The following is a 21,966-nucleotide window of genomic DNA, read 5'->3' as shown; positions in this document are numbered from 1 at the left end:
CGTAGCCGACATGTGTATGCCGCCCGCTTCCCGTTTTACGGGGTGAGAAGCGGGCGGCATCCATTGTGCCGGTGCGTTGTGCGCCGTTACGGGGTGTTACGGGCGCCAGGTCGCGAGTACGCCCTCGTAGAGCTCGGTGTCCGTGAGCTCTCGGGGGGTGGGGCCGGCGTGGAAGAAGGACGTGTTGTCGGTCTTCAGTTTGCGCAGGTAGTCGAAGGCCTTGTTGTCGTGCTCGCCGAACGCGACGAAGGAGAAGAAGACGCCGGGGTGGTTCTTCGCGGCCTCGGTGAGGGACTGGGTCGCGGGGGTCTTGGCGTCGGGGGCGCCGTCCGTCTGGAAGACCACCAGGACGGGGGTGCCGGGTGCGTTGTTCTTCTCGTGGTGGGCGAGTACGGCCTCGACGGCGGCGTGGTAGCTGGTGCGGCCCATGCGGCCGAGGCTCGCGTGGACGTCGTCGATCTTCGTCTCGTGGTCCTCGGCGAGGGTCAGGTCGGTGGTGCCGTCGATCTCCGTGGAGAAGAGGACGACGTGGACCGTGGCCTCGGGGTCGAGGTGGGCGGCGAGGGCGAGGGTCTGGTCGGCGAGGGCCTGGGCGGAGCCGTCCTTGTAGTACGGGCGCATGCTCGCGGAGCGGTCGAGGACGAGGTAGAGCTTCGCTCGGGTGCCGGTGAGGTTGGTCTTTTTGAGGGTGGTGGTGGCTGCCTTGTAGGCGGTGACGAGGCTGGGGGCGTGGGACTTGATCTTGGTGAGGGGGGTGGCGGGTTTGGCGTCGGGTGCCTGGGGCTCGGGCGTTGCCTCGGGCTCCGGGCTTGCCTTGGCTGACGGTGCCTGCGGCTCGGGGGACGCCTCGGCGGGGGGTGCCTGCGGCTCGGGGGACGCCTCGGCTTCGCCTTCGGCGGGATTGTTCCCACCCGCACCACCCGTGCGGCTTTCAGAGTCGGGTGCGGGTGGCCCCTGTGGGGTGTCCTCGCCGTCGGCGGCCGGCGGCTCGGCGGTGGGGGCCTGCGGCTCCGTCTCGGCCTCGGCCTTGGTCGGCTCCGGTGTGATCGAGGTCTCGGCCGCCTCCGGCGCCGGCTCGGGCTTCGTCTCAGCCTCCGCATCAGCCTTTGCCTGCGGCTCGGCCTCCGGCTCTGCCTTCGCCTGCGGCTCGGCGCTCGCCTCAGTCTCCGCCTTCGGCTCAGCCTTGGCTTCGGTCGTCTCCGGCTCCTGCTCCGCCTCCGCTTCGCTCGGCGCGGCCTTCGCCGTCTCCTCGGGCGTTGCCGTCTGCTGCGCCTCCTGTGTCGGCTCGGCCTTGATTTCCGGCTCCGGCTCCGGCTCCGGCTCCGGGGTCAGGTCGAGGACGAGTTCGGGTTCCGCGGAGCGGTCGGGCTGCCTGGGGACCGTGATGCTGTCGAAGGCTGCCGAGACCAGGTCGTGTTCTTCGGGGGACGACGTGCGGGGCTCGGGGACCTGGGCGGTGGGGGCCGGGTCGGTGGTCGTCGGCTCCGGTTCCTGCGACGGACGTCGGTCCGCACCCTCTGCTTCGGCGGTGCGCGCCTTGCGCCCCCGGCCGAATGCGTTCCGCAGGAGAGTGAGAATGCCCATGTGCGCAACCCTTTGCGTGAGTTGGTACCCGTTAATCCCTGGCCAGGACGGACACGTAAGGTTAGCGGCCCCGGGTTGCATTTCGGTCTCCGGCGGAGCCGTGGAGTGTGACGTCGGCGACGAGGGCGCGGTGGTCGGTGCCCGTCAGGCGCAGGAACCGGGCGCCGTAGGCGGAGAAGTCCGGGGTGAGCAGGACGTGGTCGATCTGCGTGCCGATGACGGAGGCCGTGCGGGAGGGCCAGCTCGGGGTGCGGTCGTGGCCGGCGAGGCGGGCCGCGTCGGTCAGGCCGGTGTCGAGGATGCGGCGGAAGGCCTCGTGGTCCTGTGAGGCGTTGAAGTCGCCCGCGAGGACGGTCGGCGTGCGGGTGTCCCCGGCGGCGAAGTCGCGGAGCCGGCCCAGTTCGCGTTTCCACAGGCCGACCTGGCCGGGGAGCGGTGGCGCGGGGTGCGCGAGCTGGACCCGTACGGCGTGGCCGCGGACGTCGGCCACGGCGCCGGGCATGCCCATCGTGCCGGGGACGCCCGCGGCGGGCCGCAGTGGGAAGCGGCTCAGGATCAGGGAGCCCCGGGAGCCGTCCGCCGCCACGGCCCGACGGTGGGGGTAGGCGCCGGCGAGTTCCTCCTCCAGGGTGGCCCGGCAGGTGCGCTCGCACTCCTCGACGAAGACGAGGTCGGGGTGGAGTCGGCGGAGCTGCGGGACCAGGGCGGGGGTGCCGCGCCCGAACTCGACGTTCGCGGTCAGGACGCGCAGGGAGGCGAGCGGCCGGCCGGCGGGCTCGTGGATCTTCCCGTAGGGGTCGAGGTACCAGGCCAGCAGGCCGAGGACGGCCACTGCCCAGACCAGCCCCGGCCACCAGCGGGCGAGCAGCGCGCACAGCAGGCCGAGTCCGGCCGGTGCGAGCAGCCAGGGCAGGAAGGCGAGGAGCTGCGGTGCGGGCGTGACGCCGTCGGTGCCGGCCATCCGGCAGCCGAGGACCAGGCTGACCCCGGTGAGGAGCAGTACCGCGCACCGGGTGCCCGGTCCGCGTCCGGGTCGTTCGGTCACCCGGCCGAGCCTACGGGCGTGGCGTCCACCCGGGCCAGGAACCTCCCCAGCACCTCGTTGAACTCCTCCGGCCGCTCCAGGTTCGGCATGTGGGCCGCGCCCTCGGCCACGTGCAGGGCGGAGTCGGGCAGCAGCGCGTGCATGGCCTGCGCGTCGGCGACCGGTGTGAAGGTGTCGTCGGCGCCCACCACGACCAGCGCCGGCACCGCGACCCGGGTCAGCAGCGGGCGGTAGTCGGTACGTTCGGCGCGGCCGCGCAGTGCGGCCGCGGCGCCCTCGGGCGAGGTGGCCGTCATCATGCGGTGCACGTGGGCCTTGACCGCGGGATCGGCGTACGGGGCGACCATCCGCTCCAGGACCTCGTCGGCGTAGCCGCGCATGCCCTCGGTGAGCAGCCGGGCGGCGAGCGCGGTCCGGCCCCGTCCGCCCTCGGGTGTCTCGGGGTCGGGGGAGGTGTCCGCGAGGACCAGGCCGCGGACGCGGTCGCCGAGGCGGTCGTAGCACTCCATGGCGATCTGGCCGCCCATCGACAGTCCGGCCAGGACGAAGGTGTCCACCTCCAGGAAGTCGAGCAGTTCCTCGATGTCGCGGGCGTGGCGGGAGAGCGGGACGGTGCCGGGGGTCACCGGGGAGGCGCCGTAGCCGCGCAGGTCGGGGGCGACCACCCGGCGCCCGGCGCAGAACGCGGCGAGCTGCGGAGCCCACATCGTGCGGTCGAAGGGGTGGCCGTGGACGAGGACGAGCGGGGTGCGGCCGGAGGTTCCGGGGCTTTTGTCGTCGTATGCGAGGAAGGGGGGCATGTGATCGACCCTAGGGTTCCGCCTCTTCTCGGTGCAATAAAATCTTTGCCCTCGGTGCAATCCAACGGATGCCGCGACAGGGGGACTTGTGGGGGACTACCGGCGTATCGCCGACCGGATCGCCGGTGACATCGGATCCGGGCGGCTCCGGCCGGGGCAACGGCTGCCGCCGCAGCGGGCGTTCGCCCGGCGGCACGGGATCGCCGCCTCCACGGCGGGCCGGGTGTACGCCGAACTCGTGCGCCGGGGGCTGGTGATGGGCGAGGTCGGGCGCGGCACGTTCGTGCGGGCCACCGAACCGGACGGGCAGCCGGGGCGGGCGCTGACCGAGGCGGCCGCCGCCACGCCCGTGAACCTGGAGCTGAACTACCCGTCCGCGCCCGGCCAGTCGGAGCTGCTCGCCCCCGCGCTCGCGACGCTGCTGCGGCCGGACGCGCTGACCGGGGCGCTGCGGCCCGCGGCGGCGGCCGGAACGGAGGCGGCGCGGGAGGCGATCGGCGGACTGCTGGCCACGGACGGCCCGCGGCCCGACCCGGCGGGGCTGCTCTTCACCGGTAACACCCGCCAGGCCATCGCCGCCACCCTCGCCTCCCTGGTCCGGCCGGGCGGCCGGGTCGGGGTGGAGCCGCTGACGTATCCGCTGGTCAAGGAGATAGCGGCCCGGCTCGGCTGCGTCCTCGTCCCGCTCGCGGCCGACGACCGGGGGCTGCTCGCGGAGTCGGTCGCCGCGGCCCACCGCGCCGCTCCGCTCTCCGCCCTCTACCTCCAGCCGACCCTGCACAACCCGACCTCGCTGACCATGGACGCCGAGCGCCGGGCGCGGGTGGCCGATGTCGTCCACAGCCTGGGGATACCGGTCGTGGAGGACCGGATCTGGTCCTTCCTGCGGCCGGCCGGCCCGCCGCCGCTGGCCGCCCTCGTCCCGGGGCTCGTACACCTGGTCGACGGGCTGTCCAAGCGGGTCGCGCCGGGGCTCACCGTGGGGTTCGCCTCCGTACCGGCCGAGCGGGCCGAGGCGGTGGCGCGCGCCATCAGGTCCGGCGGCTGGAGCGCGGGCTCCTTCGCGCTGGAGGCGGCGGTGCGGTGGATCGGCGACGGGACCGTGGCGCGGCTGGTGGCCGCCAAGCGGCGGGACGCCGCGCGCCGGCAGCGGCTGGTCGCCGACGAGCTGGCGGGCTTCGACGTACGGTCCGACCCGGCCGCCTGTTTCGCCTGGTGGCGGCTGCCCGCGCCCTGGCGTGCGGACACCTTCACCGCGGCCGCGCGGGCGCACGGGATCGCGGTGACCCCGGGCACGGCCTTCCGGGTGGACCGGAGCAGCACGCCGGACGCGGTCAGACTCGGGCTCGGGTCGGTTCCGGAGCCGGAGCTTGCGGGGGCTCTGCGGACCCTCGCCCGCGTCGCGCGGGACGGGGCGGCCGCAGCCGGCGGGTGAGCAGGGCGGTGAGGGCCACCCCGAGACCCAGGCCGATGAGCAGCCAGGAGACCGTGCGCAGGGTGCCGGTCAGGGCGTCGTAGACCGCTCCCGCGGCCGGGTGGGACACGCCCTCGGCCAGGCCGTCGAGGGTGAGGCCGCGGCCGATGACGAGGGCGAGGTTGAGCACACCGCCGCCCAGGGCCGTGCCGAGCGCGGTCGCCACGATCGCGCGCCGGCGATGGACGGCAAGGGCGATACCGGAGGCCGCGAAGACGACGGCCGCGACCGGGCACCAGAAACCGGCGACTTCGAGCACGTGGAATCCCTTCCGCAGCGGGGCCACCTCGCGCGCCTCGAGCACGGGCACCGCGGTGTGCTCCACCGGGATGCGCGCGGCCAGCGCGATGTGGTCGTCGGTGAGCTGCTGCTTGACCTGGGCGGTGACGGGGGCGAGGTCGACGGTGACCGGGCCGTCGCCCGCGTCGCCGGCGGCGGCGTCCCCGCGCAGGGCGCGCAGGACGGCGTCGTGGGTGACCCGGTTGCCGGTGTCCCAGGCCATCCGGAAGGCCCGGGTCTGGGTGAAGGAGCGCACCGCCTCGTGCACGAACGGGGCGACCGAGCCCTGCAGCGGGCGGACGTGCATGCGCTGGTCCACCTCGCGCAGGATGCCGTCCCCGACGGTCTCCGCGACGGCTTCCCGCACGTCGGGGTCGGCGGCGAGCGGGGCCATCGCGGTGACGTACCGGCCCGTGTCGGCGAGTCCGTACGCCGCCCAGGCCGCCAGCGCGCCGAACGGCACGAGGAGGCAGGACACGGCGATCAGGGCGGCCGACAGGGCGCTCCTGAGGCGTGGGGGCACCCTTCAAGGCAAGAGCCGCGCGCCCGGGTGCGCGAGCGGGGCGCGTGCATTCGGGGGAGGGAGCGGGGCCGAACCGCCCCCCCCCCGAGGCCTCGTCCCTCGTGCCTTTCGCCGCCGGACCGGGGAATCCGGCCTCCGGTGGAGGGGTCACCCGAACGGGTGTTTCCTGGTGCTGGGGAGACGCCGGGACGGTGTCCCGGACGCCGCCGGGCCGCGGGAAGCGGGCCCGGCGACCGGTGAGGACGTGAATCACAGGGGAGTGCGTGGGCCCCGGCCGGTTCGTCCGGCCGGGGCCCACGCGCGCTCGGCGGAGGCGGTCCGAAGTGCTCAGCGGATGCGGTGGCCGGCCGCGTCCTCGTGCGTGTAGTAGCGGTAGAACAGCACCGCGAACGTGGGCACGGCGATCGCCAGGGCCAGGACCGTGGACTCCCACACGCCGTGGCCGCGGCCGCTCAGGCTGTACAGGAAGCCGACCGCGATGCCCGTGAAGGCCGACCACAGCACCGCGTGGACCTCGCGCCGGCAGCGCGCGGCGAAGAACTGCAGGGCCCGGAAGACGGCGAAGAAGACGATGCCCGTCACCACGCCGAACAGCACGTTCCAGCCGGTGATGGGACCGCCGTAGCGGGTGTTGGCGGCGGCCCAGTAGCCGTAGATCAGGCCGAGCACGATGGGCAGCACCCACCGCGCGATCGCGTGGGTCCGCTCGCCGAAGACATCGGGCGGCCGGTGGCGGGCGGCCGCGTCCCGGCCGCCGAGTTCGGGCGCTGTCGTGCGCCGGGGCATTCCACCGGGCGCGGGTGCCGCTTGAGCCATGAGAGCACTCCTCTCGCTCCTCGCCCCCGGTCTCCAGGGCACACCTGGGGGGACGGCCTGGCAAGTCGGTCGGACGGGCCGGGTGCCCGGATGCGGCTGTTTCGATGCCGTGTTTCGCTGAGGGGCATGGAGCGCTGCCCGCCGTGACACAAGTGGAGTCCCGGCGCCGGCGGCATCCGCTGTGGACCCGCGGGCGAATCGCGCTGCAGGCGCTGCCCCTGCTGCTGCTCGCCGCCATCACGCTGCTGGACCTCAGGACCGGTGAATGGTTCCGGATCGTGTCCTGGATCGTTCTGGTCCCCGGCACGGCCGCCGCCCTCTGCGGGGTGTGGACGACCGCCGGGTACGCGGTGCTGTCGCTGTTCACGTACGTCGCCGTGGACCGCGTCTGGCCCAGCGAGCACCGGGCCGGTCTGGCCGACTTCCTGCTGGTCGCCCTCGGCGGCGTCCTCGCCACGCTGGCCTCCGCCGCGCGGGTTCGCAGGGAGCGGCAGATGCTGCGCATGCGGGACATCGCCGACACCACCCGCCGCACCGTGCTGCGCAGGCTGCCGCCGGACTGGGGAGGACTGGAGCACGCGGGCGCCTATCTCGCCGCCGACGTGGAGGCCCGGGTCGGCGGCGACTACTACGACATCCAGCCCGGCCCGCACGGCACCCGGGTCCTCGTCGGGGACGTCCAGGGCAAGGGTCTCGGCGCGGTGGAGACGGCGGCCGCGCTGCTCGGCACCTTCCGGGAGGCCGCCTATCACGAGGCGGAGCTGACGGTCGTCGCCGAGCGGCTGGAGGCCCGTATGACCCGGCACCGCGTCCACCGCATCGCGCTGGGCCGGGACGACGGCGACCGCTTCTCCACCGCCGTGCTGCTCGGCTTCCCCGACGACGACCCGGACACGGTCGAGCTGATCAACTTCGGCCACGAGCCGCCGCTCGCCGTCGGCCCGCACGGGGTGCGCGCCCTTCCGGCCGGTGACGGCCTGCCGCTCGGGCTCGGCGACCTGGCGGCCGGCTGCCCGCCGCTGCACCGGGTGCCGCTGGGCCGCGAGGAGACCCTGCTGCTGGTGACCGACGGGGTGACCGAGGCGCGGGACAAGACCGGGGAGTTCTACCCGCTCGTCCCGGAGGTGACCCGGGCGGTCACGGCAGACCCGCGCCGCGCCGAGCCGCACCGGCTGGTGCGCCGGGTCCGCGACGGTGTGCTCCGCTACACCGGCGGTCACCTGGACGACGACACCACGGTGTTCGCCATTCGGCGGATGCGCGAAGACCCCGAACAGGGACGTTTGCGGTCCTGAGCCGACCCTCCGCGGCGGCAGCGGCTACGGTGCTGGCTGTAGGGCGATCCACAGGGGAGGGACGATGATGCCCGGAACCGTGCTGCTGCTCGCGGCCGCGCCGCTGGGCCGGGGGCGTCTGGTGGACGCGGCCGGTGTACTGCCCGTCCTCGCCGCGGTCGCCCCCGCGGTGCTGTCCGGCACCGACACCGCGAACGTGGTCGAACTCGCCGATCCGCTCGAGCCGCAGGCCGTCCTCACCCGGCTGCGCGCCGCCGCGGCCGCGCCCGGACCGCTCACCGTGTACCTCACCGGCCAGCTCCACCTGGACCGGCGCCAGCGCCAACCCCATCTCGCGCTCGCCCGCACCACCCCGGCGACCGTCCGCTACACGGCCCTGCCCTGGGCGTGGATCCGGGAGGAGCTGCGGCTGCGCTCCCCGGCCGACACCGCGCTCGTGGTCGATCTGCACGCGGACGCGGAGACCTGGCGGCAGCTGGCCGAGCGCCCGCTGGACTCCGGACGCGCGACCGCGGTCTACGGCCGTGTCACGCCCCCGGCCAGGGGACGGGGCCCGGCCGAACCGGCGTACATGAAGGCGGTGGCGACCCTGCTGCGCAGCGGGCACCGGCCGCCGCTCGCCGAGCTGCACGAGCACGCCCTGGCCCGGGCCACCGAGCCGGGCGCGGGGCGGGACCTGGTGCTGGCCGGCCCCGGGGGCTTCGCCCACCGGCCCACCCCTGTGCCGGTGGTGCCCCGGCCGTACACGCCGGACGCCCCGGTGACCACGCCGTCGGGTCGGGGCGATCCGCACACGGCCATCAGCGACGCCGTCCGGGCCGGCCGGCACGCCGAGGCCGACGCACTCGCCGCCGGGCAGGAGGAGGCCGCCGTGCGTGCCTTCGGCCCGGCTTCCGGGGAGGCCCTGCACTGGGCCGAGGTCCGGGCGGACCTCGCCATGTTCGCGGGCGACGCGGCGCGCAGCTGCCGGGCCTGGCTGGCGGTGGCCGGGGTGCGGCTGGCCGCGGGTCAGGCGCCCGACACGCCCGTCGTGGAGGCGGCCGTGGACCGGGCCCATCACCAGTGGGGGATCATCGAGGACCCGGCGCGGGCCCGTGAACTCGGGCCCGCGCTCGCGGAGCTGAGGCTGCGGGTGCCGGGTCGCAGGCGGGGCGCGCTGGAGAACGTCCAGCGGCAGCTGCGGCAGCTCCAGGCCCCGCTGGCCCCGCTCGGCGAGGGAACCGGCTCTACCAGGTGAAACCCGGCTGCACCGGCATGCAGGCGTCGGTCTTGCCGCCGTTCAGCACCGCCGCGGACTCGGGAGCCTCGGTCGGGGCCGCGGACTTCGGGTAGGTGGCGCCGGTGCGCCAGTCGGCGCCCACGGTCAGGGTGACTCCCGTGACGTCCGTGGACGCGCGCACCTGGGGCGCCGGGATGCCGAGGGCCTTGGCCACGGCCTGCGCGTCACCCTCCAGGCGGTGGTTCGGGTACAGGACGACGGTGGTGGCCCCCGCCGCGGCCGTGGTGTCCACGGCCGCCTTGGCGAACCCCTTGTCCTGCAGCGCCCGGACGACGGCGTCGGCCCGGTGGAGCACGGGGGCCTTGGCGGTGCTGCCGGTGCCGTTGCGGACCCGCACGGCGAGGGTGCCGGCGGGGGCCGCGGGGTCGTCCGACACCTGCTCGGTGAGCTGTCGCGCGCCCTTGCCGTCGAGCGGGGTGTCGGTGCGGACCATGGAGACGAGCTGGTCGGCGTCCTCGGTGGCGGGCACCAGCCGGTTGCGGTCCTGGGACCACTGCACGGTGGGCAGCGTCGTCATCGTGATCCGACCGGTGGGGACCTTCTGCAGTTCCGTGGAGAGGTCGTACAGCTTCTTGACCGTGCCGAGGTCCTCGTCGACCGTGAGCGCCTTCGTCGCGGTCTCCGCGAGCCGGCGCATGTCGGTGGGGTTGCCCAGGGTCGCGTTCTCGCGGAGCTGGCGGACCATGGCGTTCATGTACATGTGCTGGGCGTGGGTGCGGCCGATGTCGGTGCCGTCCTCGAAGCCGTAGCGGGTGCGCAGCCACTGCAGAGCCTGCTCGCCCTTGACGTACGTGGTGCCCGCCTTCAGCTTGAGTCCCGAGCCGTGGCCCTCGGGGGTGCGCGACCAGACGTTCTGCTCGACGCAGACCGGGACCCCGCCGATGGCGTCCGCCATCGAGACCACCCCGGCGAAGTCGACCATCATGAAGTGGTCGATGTGGATGCCGGTGAGCTTCTCCCAGGTGGCGACGGTGCAGCCCGGACCGCCGCGGCCCAGCGACTCGTTGGCCATGGCCAGGGTGAGCGCGCCGTACACCTTGCCGCCGTCGGGGTCGGTGCACTTGGGGATCGGGATCATCGTGTCGCGCGGCAGGCTGATCACGGACATGTTGCCGCGGTCGGCGGAGACGTGCAGCAGCATCTGCACGTCCGCGAGCGGCGGGCGGCCCACGTCGGCCCGGGAGCCGCCGAGCTTCAGGTCCGCCGCGGTGTTCCGGCTGTCCGAGCCGAGCAGCAGGATGTTCAGCGGGGTCTGGCCCGAGGCGTTCGGGGCCGCCCTGGGCGGCGTGGAGTCGCCGAGGTTCAGCCTGGCCTTGGTGAGGTTGGCGTTGAGGTGCTCGTAGTAGAGGTATCCGGCGGCCGCGCCGCCGAACATGAGGGCCGCCAGGGTGAGGGCCGACCAGCGCAGTATCCGGCGCCCGCGGCGCGGTCTGCCGGATGTGTCGTCGTCCCCGTGGCCGTCGTCGTGCCGGCCGCGGCCGACTGGCCGCGGCTGTGCGTCCAGCGTCATTCTCTGCCTTCCCACCCCGACGACGGCGCCTGCCGCGTCTCCGGCTGCACCGGATCGCACACATTATCGGCGTGACGCGACGAGAAGGGGTGAGTGGTGAGATATGCCACTGCCGTACAACCTTCGAAGGGGTTGACCAACCCGGCCTGACCCGTCAGTAGTTCGGGCGGGGAGGGGGTCAGGGCAGGGTCCGGCCCACGGCCGGCGGGGCCGGCGAGGTGTCCGCCGCCCGGGCCGGTCCCGCGTTGGCCGCCGTGACCAGTGCCGCTACGGCGAGCACGGCCGCGGCCACGCCCCTCGTGGTGGGCGTCAGGCCGCCCGGACGGGGTCGGGCTGGAGCCGGTGCGCCGGGGCGTCCGCGGGGTTCCGATGTACGACCGGGCACGGCGACCTCACAACGACAGTAGCCTGTTAAACATGCTTAATCCGCCGTTTAACCTAGAGGCTGACGGGCGCCAACGGCAAGGCCCACCAGAGGAGTTGGGGGTGACGGGGAGATGCCGGAACGGGACGATCCGCAGGTCGTGGGGCGGCGCGTACAGCAACTGCGCACCGAACAGGGCCTGACACAGCGGCAGTTGGCCGAACCGGCCTACACACCCGCCTACATCTCCACCCTGGAGGCCGGCCGGGTCCGGGCCTCCGACGAGGCGCTGCGGCACATCGCCGGCCGGCTCGGGGTCGCCTTCGAGGAGCTGGCCGTCGGCCGGCCCGCCCACCTGGCCACCGGCCTCCGGCTGCGGCTGGCCGAGGCCCAGCGCGTTCTGGCCGACGGCGACTGCGAGGAGGCGGCGGCCCAGTACAACGGGCTGCTCGCCGAGGCGGAGGCGCACGGGCTGCTCGCCGAGCAGGCCACGGCGCTGCTCGGACTCGGCGAGACCGCACTGCAGTCGGGCGAGCTGGGCCGGGCCCGCGAGCACTTCGAACGGGCCGAGGAGCGGCTGGCCGGGGAGTCGCTGCCCGCCCGGGTGCCGGCCGTCCGCGGCCGGGCGGTCTCCCACTACCTCGCCGGTGAACTCCGTTACGCCGTCTACCTGCTGGAGACCGCTCTCGACGAGCTGAACCGCGGCGGCCTGCACGACCCGGACGCCCTGCTGCTCCTCTACGCCGGCGTCATCGGCCCCTACATGGACATGGGCGCCCACGCGCGTGCCGCCCAGGCCGCCGAGTTCGCCCTCGCGCTCGCCCCGCAGGTCGCCGACCCGGCGCTGATCGCGCGGATGCACCGCACGGTCGCCCGTACCCTGCTCGCCGAGGGCCGCCTCGCCGAGGCCGACGCCTCCCTGGCCAAGGCCGCCGAGCTGAACCGGCAGCTCCAGCTCCGCACCGAACTCGCCAACTGCCACTGGATGCGCGGCTACGTCTGCGCCCAGAACGGCGAACTGGACCGCGCCGAGGCCGAGCTGCGGCAGGCCCTCGCGATGTTCTCCCAGACCCGGGCGGCCCTCTACGGCAGCCAGGCCGCCGTCGAGCTGGCCGACGTCCTGCACCGGCGCGGCAGGTCCGCCGAGGCGGCCGAGCTGCTGAACGGGGTCCTCGGGGACTTCTCCTCCGAGCGCGGCGCCGTCCACGCGGCCGCCGCGCACCGCCTCCTTGGCATCATCGCCGAGGACGCCCGGGACACCGAGGCGGCCGAGGAGCACTACGTCCGCGCCCTCAGCCTGCTGGAACGGGCCGGGGCGGCCGGCGACCTCGCCGACCTGTGCCGTCTGCTGGGCGACCTGCTGCGCCGCACCGGCCGGGTGGAAGCCGCCCTCGACGCCTACCGCACCGGCCTGGGGCACCGCACCGCCCCGGGCACCACCACCCTCGGCCCGGCTCCGGCCCAGCCCCCGCTGTGACGGCTTCCGGGCCGGGGCTCGGCGCGGTTCCGGTCGTGGTCCGTGTTCCCGGACGCCGGCCGGGCGCCCCCTGATGCGCTGGCCCGGGCTCTCCGGGCCTGTCAGACCTCGGCGCGGCCCTGCTTGCGGACGTCCGCCAGGCGCAGTGCGCCGATCTGGACGGCCGCCTGGGTCGCCTCGTTCGGCACGTCGCCCAGGCCCCCGTTGGTGAGCGCGAAGGAGTCCTCTCCGACGCGGACGGCGGCCACGTCCATCGTGAGGACGACGTCCTGGCCGCCGGACGTGGTGGTGTAGAGGGTGAGCCGCAGGCCCTGGCGCGCGTCACCGACCTCCGGCAGCGGAGCCTCCTGCACCTGGACGTCCTCCACCAGGCCGGTCTCCGTGGTGGCGGTGAACCGGGCGCACTTCGCCGGCATCGTCCGCAGCCAGGCCAGGGCGGCGTCGACGTCGGCCGGGCGGCGCGCGCCGATCTGGTAGCGGAGCTGGGCGTCGGTGTCGGCGTCGTCCAGGCCGACGGCGACCCGGCCGGGGGCGCCGAGCAGTTCGTCGGCGTAGAGCGCGTCGAGCAGGCGCTGGCACTCCGCCGTCCGCGAACTCGCCTTCAGCAGGGCGTCGCGCCAGGTGGCCGCCCCGCGCGTCGCCGACCAGGGGGCGCCGAGGTCGTTCTGGGTGAGGAGCGCGGCCCGGGCCTGATCGTCGGTGAGCAGGGCGCCGTCGCCCCGGCCGGACGCCTTCGGCGTGGGCGAGGCCGTGTCGATGGTGGGCAGCGGCTGCTCGGCGGTCGGCGGGTGCTCCAGGCCCAGGGCCGCGCAGCCGGTGAGGGCGAGGAGGCCGGCCGCGAGAGCGGCGAGCGGGAGGGCACGGGGGCGTATCGCGGCGGTCATCGGTGGGCCTCCTGTGCGGCCGGTGGTGGTGCCACCTCTCACGGCACCACCGCCCTCACCGGCCCACCAGCGCTCCGGGCCGTCCGGGTGAGAACGCGGGTCCGGCGGCATCGGGCGCGTCGGCGAGCGTCCCGCGGCTGTCCGGCCGCCTCGGCACCGCCGCCTCGGCACCGCCGCCTCGGCACCCGGCTCGGCACCGGCTCGGCACCACCGCCTCGGCACCGCCGCCTCGGCACCGGTTCGGTGCGAGCGCTGTGTGAACGCGCCTCGGCTCCCAGGCCCGCCCCCGGGGCCCGTTCCCGGCTGTCCGGACGGGGCTGGACGGGGATCGCCCGGATGTCCGCCTCCGGGGTGCCCGCGATCGCCGTGCGGCCGGGAATGCCGGGCGGCCGTAGGCTGAGGGGGCCTTCGTGGCGAGTCCTCGGGCCGCGGTGGCGGAAGGAGTCCGTCGTGGCCGGGCAGTCCGGTATTCCTGTGATCATCGACTGTGACACCGGCGTCGACGACGCCCTGGCCCTGCTGTTCGCCGTACGCCACCCGGGGATCGATCTGCGGGCCGTCACCTGCGTGGCCGGGAACACGGACGTGGACGGGGTGGTCCGCAACACCCTGACGGTGCTGGAGCGGGCCGGTGCCCCCGACATCCCCGTGGCACGCGGCGCCGAGCGCCCGCTGATCGAACCCGCCCGCTCGGCCCGGCACGTGCACGGCTCGGACGGCATGGGCGACCTGGGCCTGCCCGCGCCCACCCGCACCCCGGCCGACGTGGACGCCGTGACCCTGCTCCGCCGGGAGATCCTGGCCTCCCCCCGCCCGGTCACCCTCGTGCCCACGGCCCCGCTCACCAACATCGCCCTGCTGCTGCGCACCCACCCGGAGGTGACCCGCAACATCGAGCGGATCGTGTTCATGGGCGGCGCGGTCGCGACCGGAAACGCCACGCCGGTCGCCGAGTTCAACGTCTGGCACGACCCCGAGGCGGCGGCGGTGCTGCTCACCGCCGGAGTGCCGATCACGATGTACGGACTGGACGTCTTCATGCGGGTCGTCGTGCCCGGCACCGATGTGCACCGGCTGCGCGGCAGCGCCGATCCGGGCACCCGGCTGGCCGGGGAGCTCCTCGCCCACCGGCCCACCGCGCAGGGCGGCGAGCCGGAGGCCGAGGAGGCGGGCGGACTCGGTGACGCGGGCGCGGTGTGCGCGGTCGCCGATCCGGCGGGCATCACCACCCGGCGCCTGCCGGTCGAGGTCTGCCTCGCGCCCGGTCCGGCCCGCGGCCAGACGCTCGTCGACCGCCGCCCCCGCCCCGGCGAGTCCGAGATCCACGAGGGAGCCCGCGAACAGGCCCTGGTGGACGTGGCGTTGCAGGTGGACGTGGACCGCTTCGTGAAGCTGTACCTGGAGACCGTCGGGGGGCCTCAGGGACAGACGGGGTGAGGAACCGGAAGGGCAGGCCGCGGGTCCGGGGTCAGTCGGACGTCGCCGGGACCCGTGCCGCCCAGCGTTCCTCAACCCGCGCCAGCCGCCAGTACGCCAGCGCCGCCGCCCACACCACCACGAACAGCCCGACGATGACGTAGCCGACGCTGTCCAGGTCCAGCCCGGCGATCCAGCCGGTCACGGCGTCGCCCAGGTCGAACTTCTCGTGCAGGACCCCGACCAGCTCGATGGTGCCGATGAAGAAGGCGACGGCGATGGACAGACCGGTGATCGTGAGGTTGTAGAACACCTTGCGGACCGGGTTGGAGAACGCCCACTGGTAGGCGAAGTTCATGAACGTGCCGTCGAGGGTGTCGAACAGGCTCATCCCGGCGGCGAAGAGCAGCGGCAGGCACAGCACCGCGTACCAGGGCAGTCCGGCCGCCGCGCCCGAACCGGCCATCACCATCAGCGTGACCTCGGTGGCCGTGTCGAAGCCGAGCCCGAACAGGAAGCCCAGCGGGAACATCTGCCCCGGCCGGGACACCGACCTGGTCAGCCGCCCCAGCACGCGGTTCATGAAGCCCCGCGAGTCCAGGTGCTGTTCCAGCTCCCGCTCGTCGTAGGTACCGGACCGCATCGCCCGGAACACCCTCAGGATGCCGGCCAGCGCGACCAGGTTGAGGGCGGCGATGAGGTAGAGGAAGGTGCCGGAGATCGTCGTGCCCATGAAGCCGAGCACCTGGTGGGTGCGCGAGTGCTCGTCCATGACCCGGCCGGCGAGCCGGGTGCCGCCCGCGATCAGCAGGGCCAGCAGCACCACCACGCTGGAGTGCCCCAGCGCGAACCAGAAGCCCACCGACACCGGCCGTCTGCCGTCGGCCATCAGCTTGCGGGTGGTGTTGTCGATCGCGGCGATGTGGTCGGCGTCGAAGGCGTGCCGCATGCCGAGGGTGTAGGCGGTGACGCCGAGGCCGACGCCGAAGACGTCCTGCCCGACCTTGTAGTGCCCGGGGGCGACGAGCAGGAACAGCACCCCGAAGGCGACGACGTGCAGGGCGGCGATCACCGCCAGCAGCCCCGCCGTTCTGATCGTGTCCTCGCGTCGCCATCGGAAGGCAGCGGCATCGGCCATCGGATTCACGCTCCAGCACCTCGTGGATCATCTCGTGAGCTGCCGTGGCCGGTCTCCTGGCTTACGGGGTGGTGCGTTCGCCGTCCCTGCCTTCCCAGCCGTGGACACGGCCAGTGGCCCGGCGGACGCCGGACGGGACGGGAACTCCCCGATCACAGTGGCGAGGGCCGCGTCGGCATGGACCCCTGAGGGGCCGTCACCGACTTCCCGAGCACCACGGCCCGCCCACCGTAGGCAGGTGAACGCCCGTCCGTACAGCCGCACATCGGCGCGGGTACTCAAGATCACATACGGAACGACCCCCGCCGTCTCGCAGGCCTCGCGGCTGCCGCGAGCGGCGGGGGTCGTGGTGTGCGTGAGGAGGCGGGCGGTCAGCCCTGGGCGCCCCGCCTGCGGCGCGCGAGGACCACGAACGCGGCGCCGCCCGCGACCAGCACGGCGGCTCCGCCCGCGATCAGGCCCGAGTTGCCGCCGCCACCGGTCTCCGCGAGGTCGCCGCCGTCGTCACCGCCACCGTCCGGCGTGGGCGCCGAGCCGGCCCGCGACTCGGAGGCCGACGGGGCCGGCGCGGACTCCGAGGAGGCCGGGGACGGCGCCGCGGGCGACTCCGAGGCGCTCGGCGCGGGCGGTGCGGACTCCTCCGCGGGGGCGCTCGGCGACGGGGACTGCGGCTCCTCCGGGACGCTGGTGCAGTCCTTCGTGCCGCCGTTCCAGGCCGCGATCAGCTTGTCCTTGATGACCGGGTGGTCCGGGCCCTCGGGCAGGGCCCCGTGCTCGAAGCCGTCGTCCGCGCCGGACTTGCCGTCGAACCTGACCGCGCCCCGGTAGAGGTCGATCTGCGCGAAGCAGCCCGCGTCCGGTACCGAGATGTCGAGGGAGTCGGTCTCGCCCGGCTTGACGGCCACCGTGTCGAAGTCGACGAAGACCTGCTCACCGGAGGTGGCGAAGCTCGCGCCGTGGGCCAGGTAGGAGGCGAGCGAGGCGGTGCAGCCGGCGGCGTCCCCGGCGGCACGGACCTTGACGTGGACCTTGCCGTCCTCGCTCGGCCTGAGGTTCTGGTCGTCGACCTTCACCGAGTCGAAGAAGTTCACGCCGTCCAGCGAGAACTGGCAGCGGTCGGTGCCGGTCTCGGTGCCCGCGCCGGTGCCGGGCGTGTAGTGGCCGCCGGCCTTCCAGCCGTCACCGCCGTGCGTGCCGTGGGCCCAGGCGCCGGAGGCGGCGGCGATCGAGGCGGCGCAGAGGGCGATCGACGCGGCGCCCGTCCCCAGCAGGCGGCGCGCGGTGACACGTCTGGCTATGGACATGGATATCCCATCGCAGAAGCTCGAGTGAGCGAAGAAGTCAGAAGAGACACGCGGCCCATCGGTCATATGCGCCACAGTGTGAGGCCATGGTGATCGGCCCTGCTGAAACCTGTCAACCTGCGTGAATACAGGGGTCGTTCATGGGGCCGTCACAACTCCATCACACGAGGAATGATCCACTCCTCATCGTCCGAAGGTTCCCTTTCCGGGCAATGTGGACAGTCTCTGTACTGTCGTCCTTCCCCGAAGGGAGCCCGTATGGCAGACCTCTCGTCCCGGAACCCCGACTGGTGGCGCCAGGCCGTCGTCTACCAGGTGTATCCGCGCAGCTTCGCCGACGCCGACGGCGACGGGCTCGGTGACCTCAGGGGAGTCACCCAGCGCCTGAACCACCTCGCCACGCTCGGCGTCGACGCGCTGTGGCTGAGCCCCTTCTACCCCTCGGAACTGGCCGACGGCGGCTACGACGTCGCCGACCCCCGGGACGTCGACCCCCGCCTCGGCACCCTGGACGACTTCGACGCCATGGCGGCCGAGGCGCACCGGCTCGGTCTGAAGGTCGTCGTCGACATCGTCCCCAACCACACCTCGCACCAGCACCCCTGGTTCCAGGAGGCGCTGCGGGCCGGTCCCGGCTCCGCCGCCCGGGACCGCTACGTCTTCCGGTCCGGCCGCGGCACGCACGGTGAACTTCCGCCCACCGACTGGCAGTCGGTGTTCGGCGGCAGCGCCTGGCGGCGGGCCGCGGACGGCGAGTGGTACCTGCACCTCTTCGCGCCCGAGCAGCCCGACCTGAACTGGGAGAACGAGGAGGTCCGCGCCGACTTCCGCACCACCCTGCGCTTCTGGTCCGACCGGGGCGTCGACGGCTTCCGCGTCGACGTCGCGCACGGCCTCGCCAAGGACCTCGCCGAGCCGCTGCGGGACATCGGCGGCATCGGCGCCACGGGCGAGGAGGCTCTGCTGCGCGTCGCGCCCGGCAGCCACCCGTACTGGGACCGCGACGAGGTGCACGAGATCTACCGCGACTGGCGCAAGATCTTCGACGCCTACACCCCGCCCCGCACCGCGGTCGCCGAGGCCTGGGTCCCGGACGCCCGCCGCGCCCTGTACGCCCGCCCGGACGAACTGGGCCAGGCCTTCAACTTCGAGTATCTGCAGGCCTCCTGGGACGCGGACGAGCTGCGCGAGGTCATCACCGGCTCGCTCGCCACCGCCCGCACCGTCGGGGCCTCGGCCACCTGGGTGCTCTCCAACCACGACGTCGTACGGCACGCGTCCCGCCTGCTGCTGCCGCCCGGCACCGACGAGAACGCCTGGCTGCTGTCCGGCGGCAGGGCCCCGGCCGTCGACCCGGCGGCCGGTCTGCGCCGGGCCCGGGCCGCGACCCTGCTGATGCTGGCGCTGCCCGGCTCCGCTTACGTCTACCAGGGCGAGGAACTCGGCCTGCCCGAGGTCGCCGACCTGCCCACCCAGGTGCTGCGGGACCCGATCTGGGAGCAGACCGGCCATGTCCGCAAGGGCCGCGACGGCTGCCGGGTGCCGCTGCCGTGGACCTCGGACGGGCCCTCGTACGGGTTCGGGCCGGGGGCCGCCTGGCTGCCGCAGCCGGAGTCCTTCGCCTCGTACGCGGTCGCGGCGCAGGCCGGTGCCGAGGGCTCCACCCTGGAGCTGTACCGCACCGCCCTGCGGCTGCGCCGGAAGCTGCTGGAGGGCGAGACGCTGACCTGGACGCCCGGCCCCCCGGCCGGTGTCCTCGACTTCGCCCGCACCGATAACTGGCGCTGCGTCACCAACCTCACCGAGCGGCCCGTACCGCTGCCGCCGGGCGAGGTGCTGCTCGCCAGCACCCCGCTCGCGGAGGCAGGATCGCTCCCGCCGGACACCACGGTGTGGCTCGGCTAGCCCACGGTCGGAGTCGGGGTGGGGGCCGGGGCGTTCCCGACGGAGCCGCCGCCGTCGCCGGTGAGGCCGCCGAGGTTCAGCGGGGTGGAGGTGGCGTTCGGCGGCGGGGTGAGCACCACCTCCGGCTGGCCCGCCGGCGGCGGGGGCGGGGTGAGGTTGTCGGAGGGCAGCTTCGGCGGGGTGGTCTGCTGGAAGATGGTCTGCTCGAAGTCGACCAGACCGGTCTTCTCCATCACCGTGATGTGGTCCAGCACGGTGTTGTTGGCCTGGTCGGCCAGGGCACGCACCAGCGAGTTCTTGGTGGTGGAGCGGATCTTGGCGATCGTGTTGAAGATCGAGCCGTGGGTCATCCGCAGGATGTTGGCGAAGTCGGTGTCGAACGACTTGCCGCTCTCCGCCTTGAGCTGGGTGACGAAGCCCTCCTGCTGGGGGCTCGCGATGTTGGGCAGGGTGATGTTCAGCATGGGCGCGATCTTGCGGCAGCTCGCGTCCAGCGCGGCGTGCCCGTCGACCAGGTGCTTGCTCGCCTCCAGGACGCCCTTCGAGGAGCCCTTCTGCAGCCCGATCTGGCCGAGCGGGTACTCCCAGAGGCCGGCGGCCCGCACCTTGACCACAAAGTCCCGGTCGCCCTCGGTGAGCGGCCCCCACTGCGTCTGGGCGATGATCCGGGTCTGCGAGGTGGAGACCGTGCTCAGCCCGAGCATGCTCGGGTAGGCGAGCGCGCCGAGTGTCAGGGCCATCGCACCGCCCACGAAGAGAGTTCCCGTCGCGTTCCGCGAAAAGCGCACCGTGCCTCCTGCCCGGTCGTGGATCCCGCCCCCGACGACACGCGGGCAGTTCGTACGCACAGCAGTACGGATGCGAGGGCCGATCGTCTCTGTGGAGCGGGTAAAAACTCTCGCCGGCCCGGACCCCGCACGACGGTGTCCGGGCCGCACTCCTTTTCCGGCGGCCGGCGCCGGGGCGTAACGCGGCCGTGCCCCCATCGCGTGTAAAGGGTGACGTCCGACCACGGAGGGACACACGGTGAGGGAAGCACCCGCGGACTACCTGGAGTTCGCAATCGCCCGCAGCGGACCGCTGTTCCGGACCGCATGCCTGCTCACGGGCGACTGGCACCTCGCCGAGGACCTGGTGCAGGAGACCCTCGCCAAGATGTTCCGGTCCTGGCGGCGGGTGAGCCGGGCCGGCTCACCGGTGGCCTATGCCGACACCGTGCTGGTGCGGACCTTCCTCTCCCAGCGCCGGCGTCGCAGCTCCACCGAGCGTCCCAGCGACCGGCTGCCGGACGCCGCCGGTCCGGCACGGGACGCGGAACTCCGGATGGCGCTGCTGGACGGCCTCGCGCGGATGACGGCCAGGGACCGTGCCGTGCTGGTGCTCCGCTACTGGGAGGACCGCTCGGTGGAGGACACCGCACAGGTCCTGCGGATGTCCCCCGGGGCCGTCCGGGCGCAGAGCAAACGCGCCCTGCAGCGGCTGCGCACCCTCCTCGGCGGCCAGTTGGCCGATCTGGCCGCCTGACGGCCGGGCGCCGCCACCCGACCACCCTCCCCAGACGAACGGAGAGCCCACCCCATGCCACGCGACGAGCACCGCCCCGACGACTTCGCGGAACGGGTGACCCGCGCCCTGAGCGGCGCGGCCGACGAGTTCCCGCCCCATTCGGCCGACCTGGTGACCCGCTCCGTCGCCCGGGGCCGCAGGATGCGTCTGTTCGGCGCCGCCCGCGTCGCCGCGGCGGCCGTCACGGTGATCGCCGTGGGCGGCACCCTGATGGCCACGGACGCCTTCGGCACCAGAAGCGGGACGGGCGGCCGGCTCGGTGCCGACGCCTCGGCGAGCACCCCGGCGTCCTTTGGCCGGTCCCCCTCCCGCGGCCACGCGTCGGTCAGCGGTGACGACATGCTCCGCACACTGAAGAGCCTGTTGCCGCCCGGCGGTACGGTCTCCGACGCCTCGGGCCGGGGTTCCCGGCCGGACGGCTCCGGCGTCTGGCCGAGTGCCAGGCTCACGTACTCCACCGATGCCGGATCCTCCGGCATCGAGCTCACCATCGCGCGACTGGCGTCCGGCCTCCCCGCCGACGAGCAGGGCACGGGCGGGTGCCTGCCGGTGGAGGCGCGCCCGTACGACAAGTGCACCACCCGCAAGCTCCCCGGCGGGGCCGTGCTCAACACCACCAGGTCCTTCACCTACCCCAGCAGCGACACCGGCCAGAAGCGCTGGTACGTGGTCCTGACGACCGCCGACGGGGTGCAGCTGACGGCCCAGGAGTTCGGCGGTGGCGGCGAGAAGGGCGCCACCGGCGGAGCCGACCCGCTGCTCTCGACCGCCCAGCTCACCTCGATCGTGCGCAGCCCGGCCTGGAACGAGGCGATCAACGCTCTGCCGGCCCCGGACACCGCTCCCACCGCCCCGAGCCGCACGGACCGGGCCTCCGGCGCCCGCCTGACCGGCGTTCTCGAGTCCCACCTGCCCCACGGCACCGTCTCCGACCTGAACAGCGGTGTCGGCCTGGTCCAGTTGGTCCACGACGACGGTCACGGCAGGAACATGGTGGAGGTCGACGTCCAGTACGACGCGACCGCCCAGCTCGCCGGCCACATGGGCTGCGCCGGCGAATCCGGCGACTGCGAAGCCAGGACCCTGCCCGACGGCACCCGGATCAAGAGGGTCAGGACCCGTTCGGAGAAGGGCGGCCCCGCTCAGGTCTGGCTGGTCGACACCCTGCGCCCCGACGGCCGCCGAGTGACGGTCCGCGAGGTCAACTCCTACGCGGAGAGCACCCCGGTGACCCGCCCTCGACCCGAACTGAGCCTGGACCGGCTGCAGGAGATCGCGCTCGACGAGGGGTACTTCGCGGACTGAGC

The 21,966-nt window shown here is 74.0% G+C and carries 18 protein-coding genes and 1 riboswitch; of the genes, 8 read left to right on the top strand and 10 right to left on the bottom strand.

Annotated elements, in window-relative coordinates; translation table 11 throughout:
- Positions 1 to 96: 96 nt before the first annotated feature.
- The 3 genes from AB0924_RS01445 to AB0924_RS01435 all read right to left on the bottom strand — a co-directional run bounded on the left by AB0924_RS01445 (position 97) and on the right by AB0924_RS01435 (position 3,429).
- Complete coding sequence (locus tag AB0924_RS01445; protein WP_366910404.1) at positions 97 to 1,584, bottom strand: VWA domain-containing protein; 1,488 nt, start codon at positions 1,582 to 1,584, stop codon at positions 97 to 99.
- A gap of 61 nt (positions 1,585 to 1,645) precedes the next feature.
- Positions 1,646 to 2,629, bottom strand: a complete 984-nt coding sequence (locus tag AB0924_RS01440; protein ID WP_366910403.1) for an endonuclease/exonuclease/phosphatase family protein — start codon at positions 2,627 to 2,629, stop codon at positions 1,646 to 1,648.
- Complete coding sequence (locus tag AB0924_RS01435; protein ID WP_366910402.1) at positions 2,626 to 3,429, bottom strand: alpha/beta hydrolase; 804 nt, start codon at positions 3,427 to 3,429, stop codon at positions 2,626 to 2,628. Before AB0924_RS01435 ends, AB0924_RS01440 begins: the two co-directional genes overlap by 4 nt.
- An 88-nt stretch (positions 3,430 to 3,517) precedes the next feature.
- Between AB0924_RS01435 and AB0924_RS01430 the strand changes: the two genes are divergently transcribed.
- Positions 3,518 to 4,864 carry a PLP-dependent aminotransferase family protein gene (locus AB0924_RS01430; RefSeq protein ID WP_366910401.1) on the top strand — a complete coding sequence of 449 codons (1,347 nt, stop codon included), beginning with the start codon at positions 3,518 to 3,520 and terminating at the stop codon, positions 4,862 to 4,864.
- Here AB0924_RS01430 and AB0924_RS01425 read toward each other — a convergent pair.
- Positions 4,764 to 5,705 (bottom strand): hypothetical protein, encoded by a 942-nt coding sequence (locus tag AB0924_RS01425; protein WP_366910400.1) that lies wholly within the window; start codon positions 5,703 to 5,705, stop codon positions 4,764 to 4,766. The two genes, AB0924_RS01430 and AB0924_RS01425, sit on opposite strands and share 101 nt — an antisense overlap.
- Before the next feature lie 327 nt (positions 5,706 to 6,032).
- Complete coding sequence (locus tag AB0924_RS01420; protein WP_358938148.1) at positions 6,033 to 6,521, bottom strand: hypothetical protein; 489 nt, start codon at positions 6,519 to 6,521, stop codon at positions 6,033 to 6,035.
- A gap of 179 nt (positions 6,522 to 6,700) precedes the next feature.
- Here AB0924_RS01420 and AB0924_RS01415 point away from each other — a divergent pair, with 179 nt between their 5' ends.
- Both AB0924_RS01415 and AB0924_RS01410 read left to right on the top strand, forming a co-directional pair.
- Positions 6,701 to 7,816, top strand: a complete 1,116-nt coding sequence (locus tag AB0924_RS01415; protein WP_358938191.1) for a PP2C family protein-serine/threonine phosphatase — start codon at positions 6,701 to 6,703, stop codon at positions 7,814 to 7,816.
- 67 nt (positions 7,817 to 7,883) lie between these two features.
- The gene (locus AB0924_RS01410) at positions 7,884 to 9,053 is read left to right on the top strand and encodes a hypothetical protein (protein WP_366910483.1); all 1,170 of its coding nucleotides are present in this window, start codon (positions 7,884 to 7,886) and stop codon (positions 9,051 to 9,053) included.
- Here AB0924_RS01410 and AB0924_RS01405 read toward each other — a convergent pair.
- Complete coding sequence (locus AB0924_RS01405) at positions 9,043 to 10,605, bottom strand: LCP family protein (protein ID WP_366910399.1); 1,563 nt, start codon at positions 10,603 to 10,605, stop codon at positions 9,043 to 9,045. The genes AB0924_RS01410 and AB0924_RS01405 overlap by 11 nt on opposite strands.
- Before the next feature lie 497 nt (positions 10,606 to 11,102).
- Between AB0924_RS01405 and AB0924_RS01400 the strand changes: the two genes are divergently transcribed.
- A complete protein-coding gene (locus AB0924_RS01400; protein ID WP_358938144.1) occupies positions 11,103 to 12,446 on the top strand; it encodes a helix-turn-helix transcriptional regulator in 1,344 nt (447 codons plus the stop codon).
- Between the two features lie 101 nt (positions 12,447 to 12,547).
- On the opposite strand, the gene AB0924_RS01395 is transcribed toward AB0924_RS01400, so the two are convergent.
- A complete protein-coding gene (locus tag AB0924_RS01395; protein WP_358938142.1) occupies positions 12,548 to 13,330 on the bottom strand; it encodes a hypothetical protein in 783 nt (260 codons plus the stop codon).
- Positions 13,331 to 13,780: 450 nt separating this feature from the next.
- Here AB0924_RS01395 and AB0924_RS01390 point away from each other — a divergent pair, with 450 nt between their 5' ends.
- Positions 13,781 to 14,767: a nucleoside hydrolase gene (locus AB0924_RS01390; RefSeq protein ID WP_366910398.1), complete on the top strand. Its 987-nt coding sequence runs from the start codon at positions 13,781 to 13,783 to the stop codon at positions 14,765 to 14,767.
- A gap of 31 nt (positions 14,768 to 14,798) precedes the next feature.
- Here AB0924_RS01390 and AB0924_RS01385 read toward each other — a convergent pair whose 3' ends face one another.
- Together AB0924_RS01385 and AB0924_RS01380 are read right to left on the bottom strand one after the other, a co-directional pair.
- Positions 14,799 to 15,884 (bottom strand): HoxN/HupN/NixA family nickel/cobalt transporter, encoded by a 1,086-nt coding sequence (locus AB0924_RS01385; RefSeq protein ID WP_358938138.1) that lies wholly within the window; start codon positions 15,882 to 15,884, stop codon positions 14,799 to 14,801.
- Between the two features lie 28 nt (positions 15,885 to 15,912).
- Positions 15,913 to 16,118: riboswitch (cobalamin riboswitch) on the bottom strand.
- Between the two features lie 137 nt (positions 16,119 to 16,255).
- Complete coding sequence (locus AB0924_RS01380; protein ID WP_366910397.1) at positions 16,256 to 17,188, bottom strand: LAETG motif-containing sortase-dependent surface protein; 933 nt, start codon at positions 17,186 to 17,188, stop codon at positions 16,256 to 16,258.
- 258 nt (positions 17,189 to 17,446) lie between these two features.
- Here AB0924_RS01380 and AB0924_RS01375 point away from each other — a divergent pair, with 258 nt between their 5' ends.
- Positions 17,447 to 19,093, top strand: coding sequence for an alpha-amylase family glycosyl hydrolase (locus AB0924_RS01375; RefSeq protein ID WP_366910396.1), 1,647 nt, complete (start codon positions 17,447 to 17,449; stop codon positions 19,091 to 19,093).
- On the opposite strand, the gene AB0924_RS01370 is transcribed toward AB0924_RS01375, so the two are convergent.
- Positions 19,090 to 19,833 (bottom strand): DUF4142 domain-containing protein, encoded by a 744-nt coding sequence (locus AB0924_RS01370; protein ID WP_358938131.1) that lies wholly within the window; start codon positions 19,831 to 19,833, stop codon positions 19,090 to 19,092. The two genes, AB0924_RS01375 and AB0924_RS01370, sit on opposite strands and share 4 nt — an antisense overlap.
- Before the next feature lie 286 nt (positions 19,834 to 20,119).
- Between AB0924_RS01370 and AB0924_RS01365 the strand changes: the two genes are divergently transcribed.
- A complete protein-coding gene (locus AB0924_RS01365; protein WP_358938129.1) occupies positions 20,120 to 20,617 on the top strand; it encodes a SigE family RNA polymerase sigma factor in 498 nt (165 codons plus the stop codon).
- A gap of 54 nt (positions 20,618 to 20,671) precedes the next feature.
- The gene (locus AB0924_RS01360; RefSeq protein ID WP_366910395.1) at positions 20,672 to 21,964 is read left to right on the top strand and encodes a hypothetical protein; all 1,293 of its coding nucleotides are present in this window, start codon (positions 20,672 to 20,674) and stop codon (positions 21,962 to 21,964) included.
- Positions 21,965 to 21,966 lie beyond the last annotated feature (2 nt).

It is taken from the genome of Streptomyces sp. NPDC047869 (genome assembly GCF_040704065.1).
In the GTDB taxonomy this organism is placed as follows: Bacteria; Actinomycetota; Actinomycetes; order Streptomycetales; family Streptomycetaceae; genus Streptomyces.
The sequence above is the reverse complement of the archived record's forward strand: the minus strand, read 5'-3'. Positions and strand labels throughout refer to the sequence as shown.

Coding starts and splice junctions, on each gene's coding strand:
- AB0924_RS01445 (WP_366910404.1), bottom strand. CDS start 1,584: ATGGGCATTCTCACTCTCCTGCGGAACGCATTCGGCCGGGGGCGCAAG.
- AB0924_RS01435 (WP_366910402.1), bottom strand. CDS start 3,429: ATGCCCCCCTTCCTCGCATACGACGACAAAAGCCCCGGAACCTCCGGC.
- AB0924_RS01420 (WP_358938148.1), bottom strand. CDS start 6,521: ATGGCTCAAGCGGCACCCGCGCCCGGTGGAATGCCCCGGCGCACGACA.
- AB0924_RS01410 (WP_366910483.1), top strand. CDS start 7,884: ATGCCCGGAACCGTGCTGCTGCTCGCGGCCGCGCCGCTGGGCCGGGGG.
- AB0924_RS01405 (WP_366910399.1), bottom strand. CDS start 10,605: ATGACGCTGGACGCACAGCCGCGGCCAGTCGGCCGCGGCCGGCACGAC.
- AB0924_RS01400 (WP_358938144.1), top strand. CDS start 11,103: ATGCCGGAACGGGACGATCCGCAGGTCGTGGGGCGGCGCGTACAGCAA.
- AB0924_RS01395 (WP_358938142.1), bottom strand. CDS start 13,330: ATGACCGCCGCGATACGCCCCCGTGCCCTCCCGCTCGCCGCTCTCGCG.
- AB0924_RS01385 (WP_358938138.1), bottom strand. CDS start 15,884: ATGGCCGATGCCGCTGCCTTCCGATGGCGACGCGAGGACACGATCAGA.
- AB0924_RS01380 (WP_366910397.1), bottom strand. CDS start 17,188: ATGTCCATAGCCAGACGTGTCACCGCGCGCCGCCTGCTGGGGACGGGC.
- AB0924_RS01375 (WP_366910396.1), top strand. CDS start 17,447: ATGGCAGACCTCTCGTCCCGGAACCCCGACTGGTGGCGCCAGGCCGTC.
- AB0924_RS01370 (WP_358938131.1), bottom strand. CDS start 19,833: ATGGCCCTGACACTCGGCGCGCTCGCCTACCCGAGCATGCTCGGGCTG.
- AB0924_RS01360 (WP_366910395.1), top strand. CDS start 20,672: ATGCCACGCGACGAGCACCGCCCCGACGACTTCGCGGAACGGGTGACC.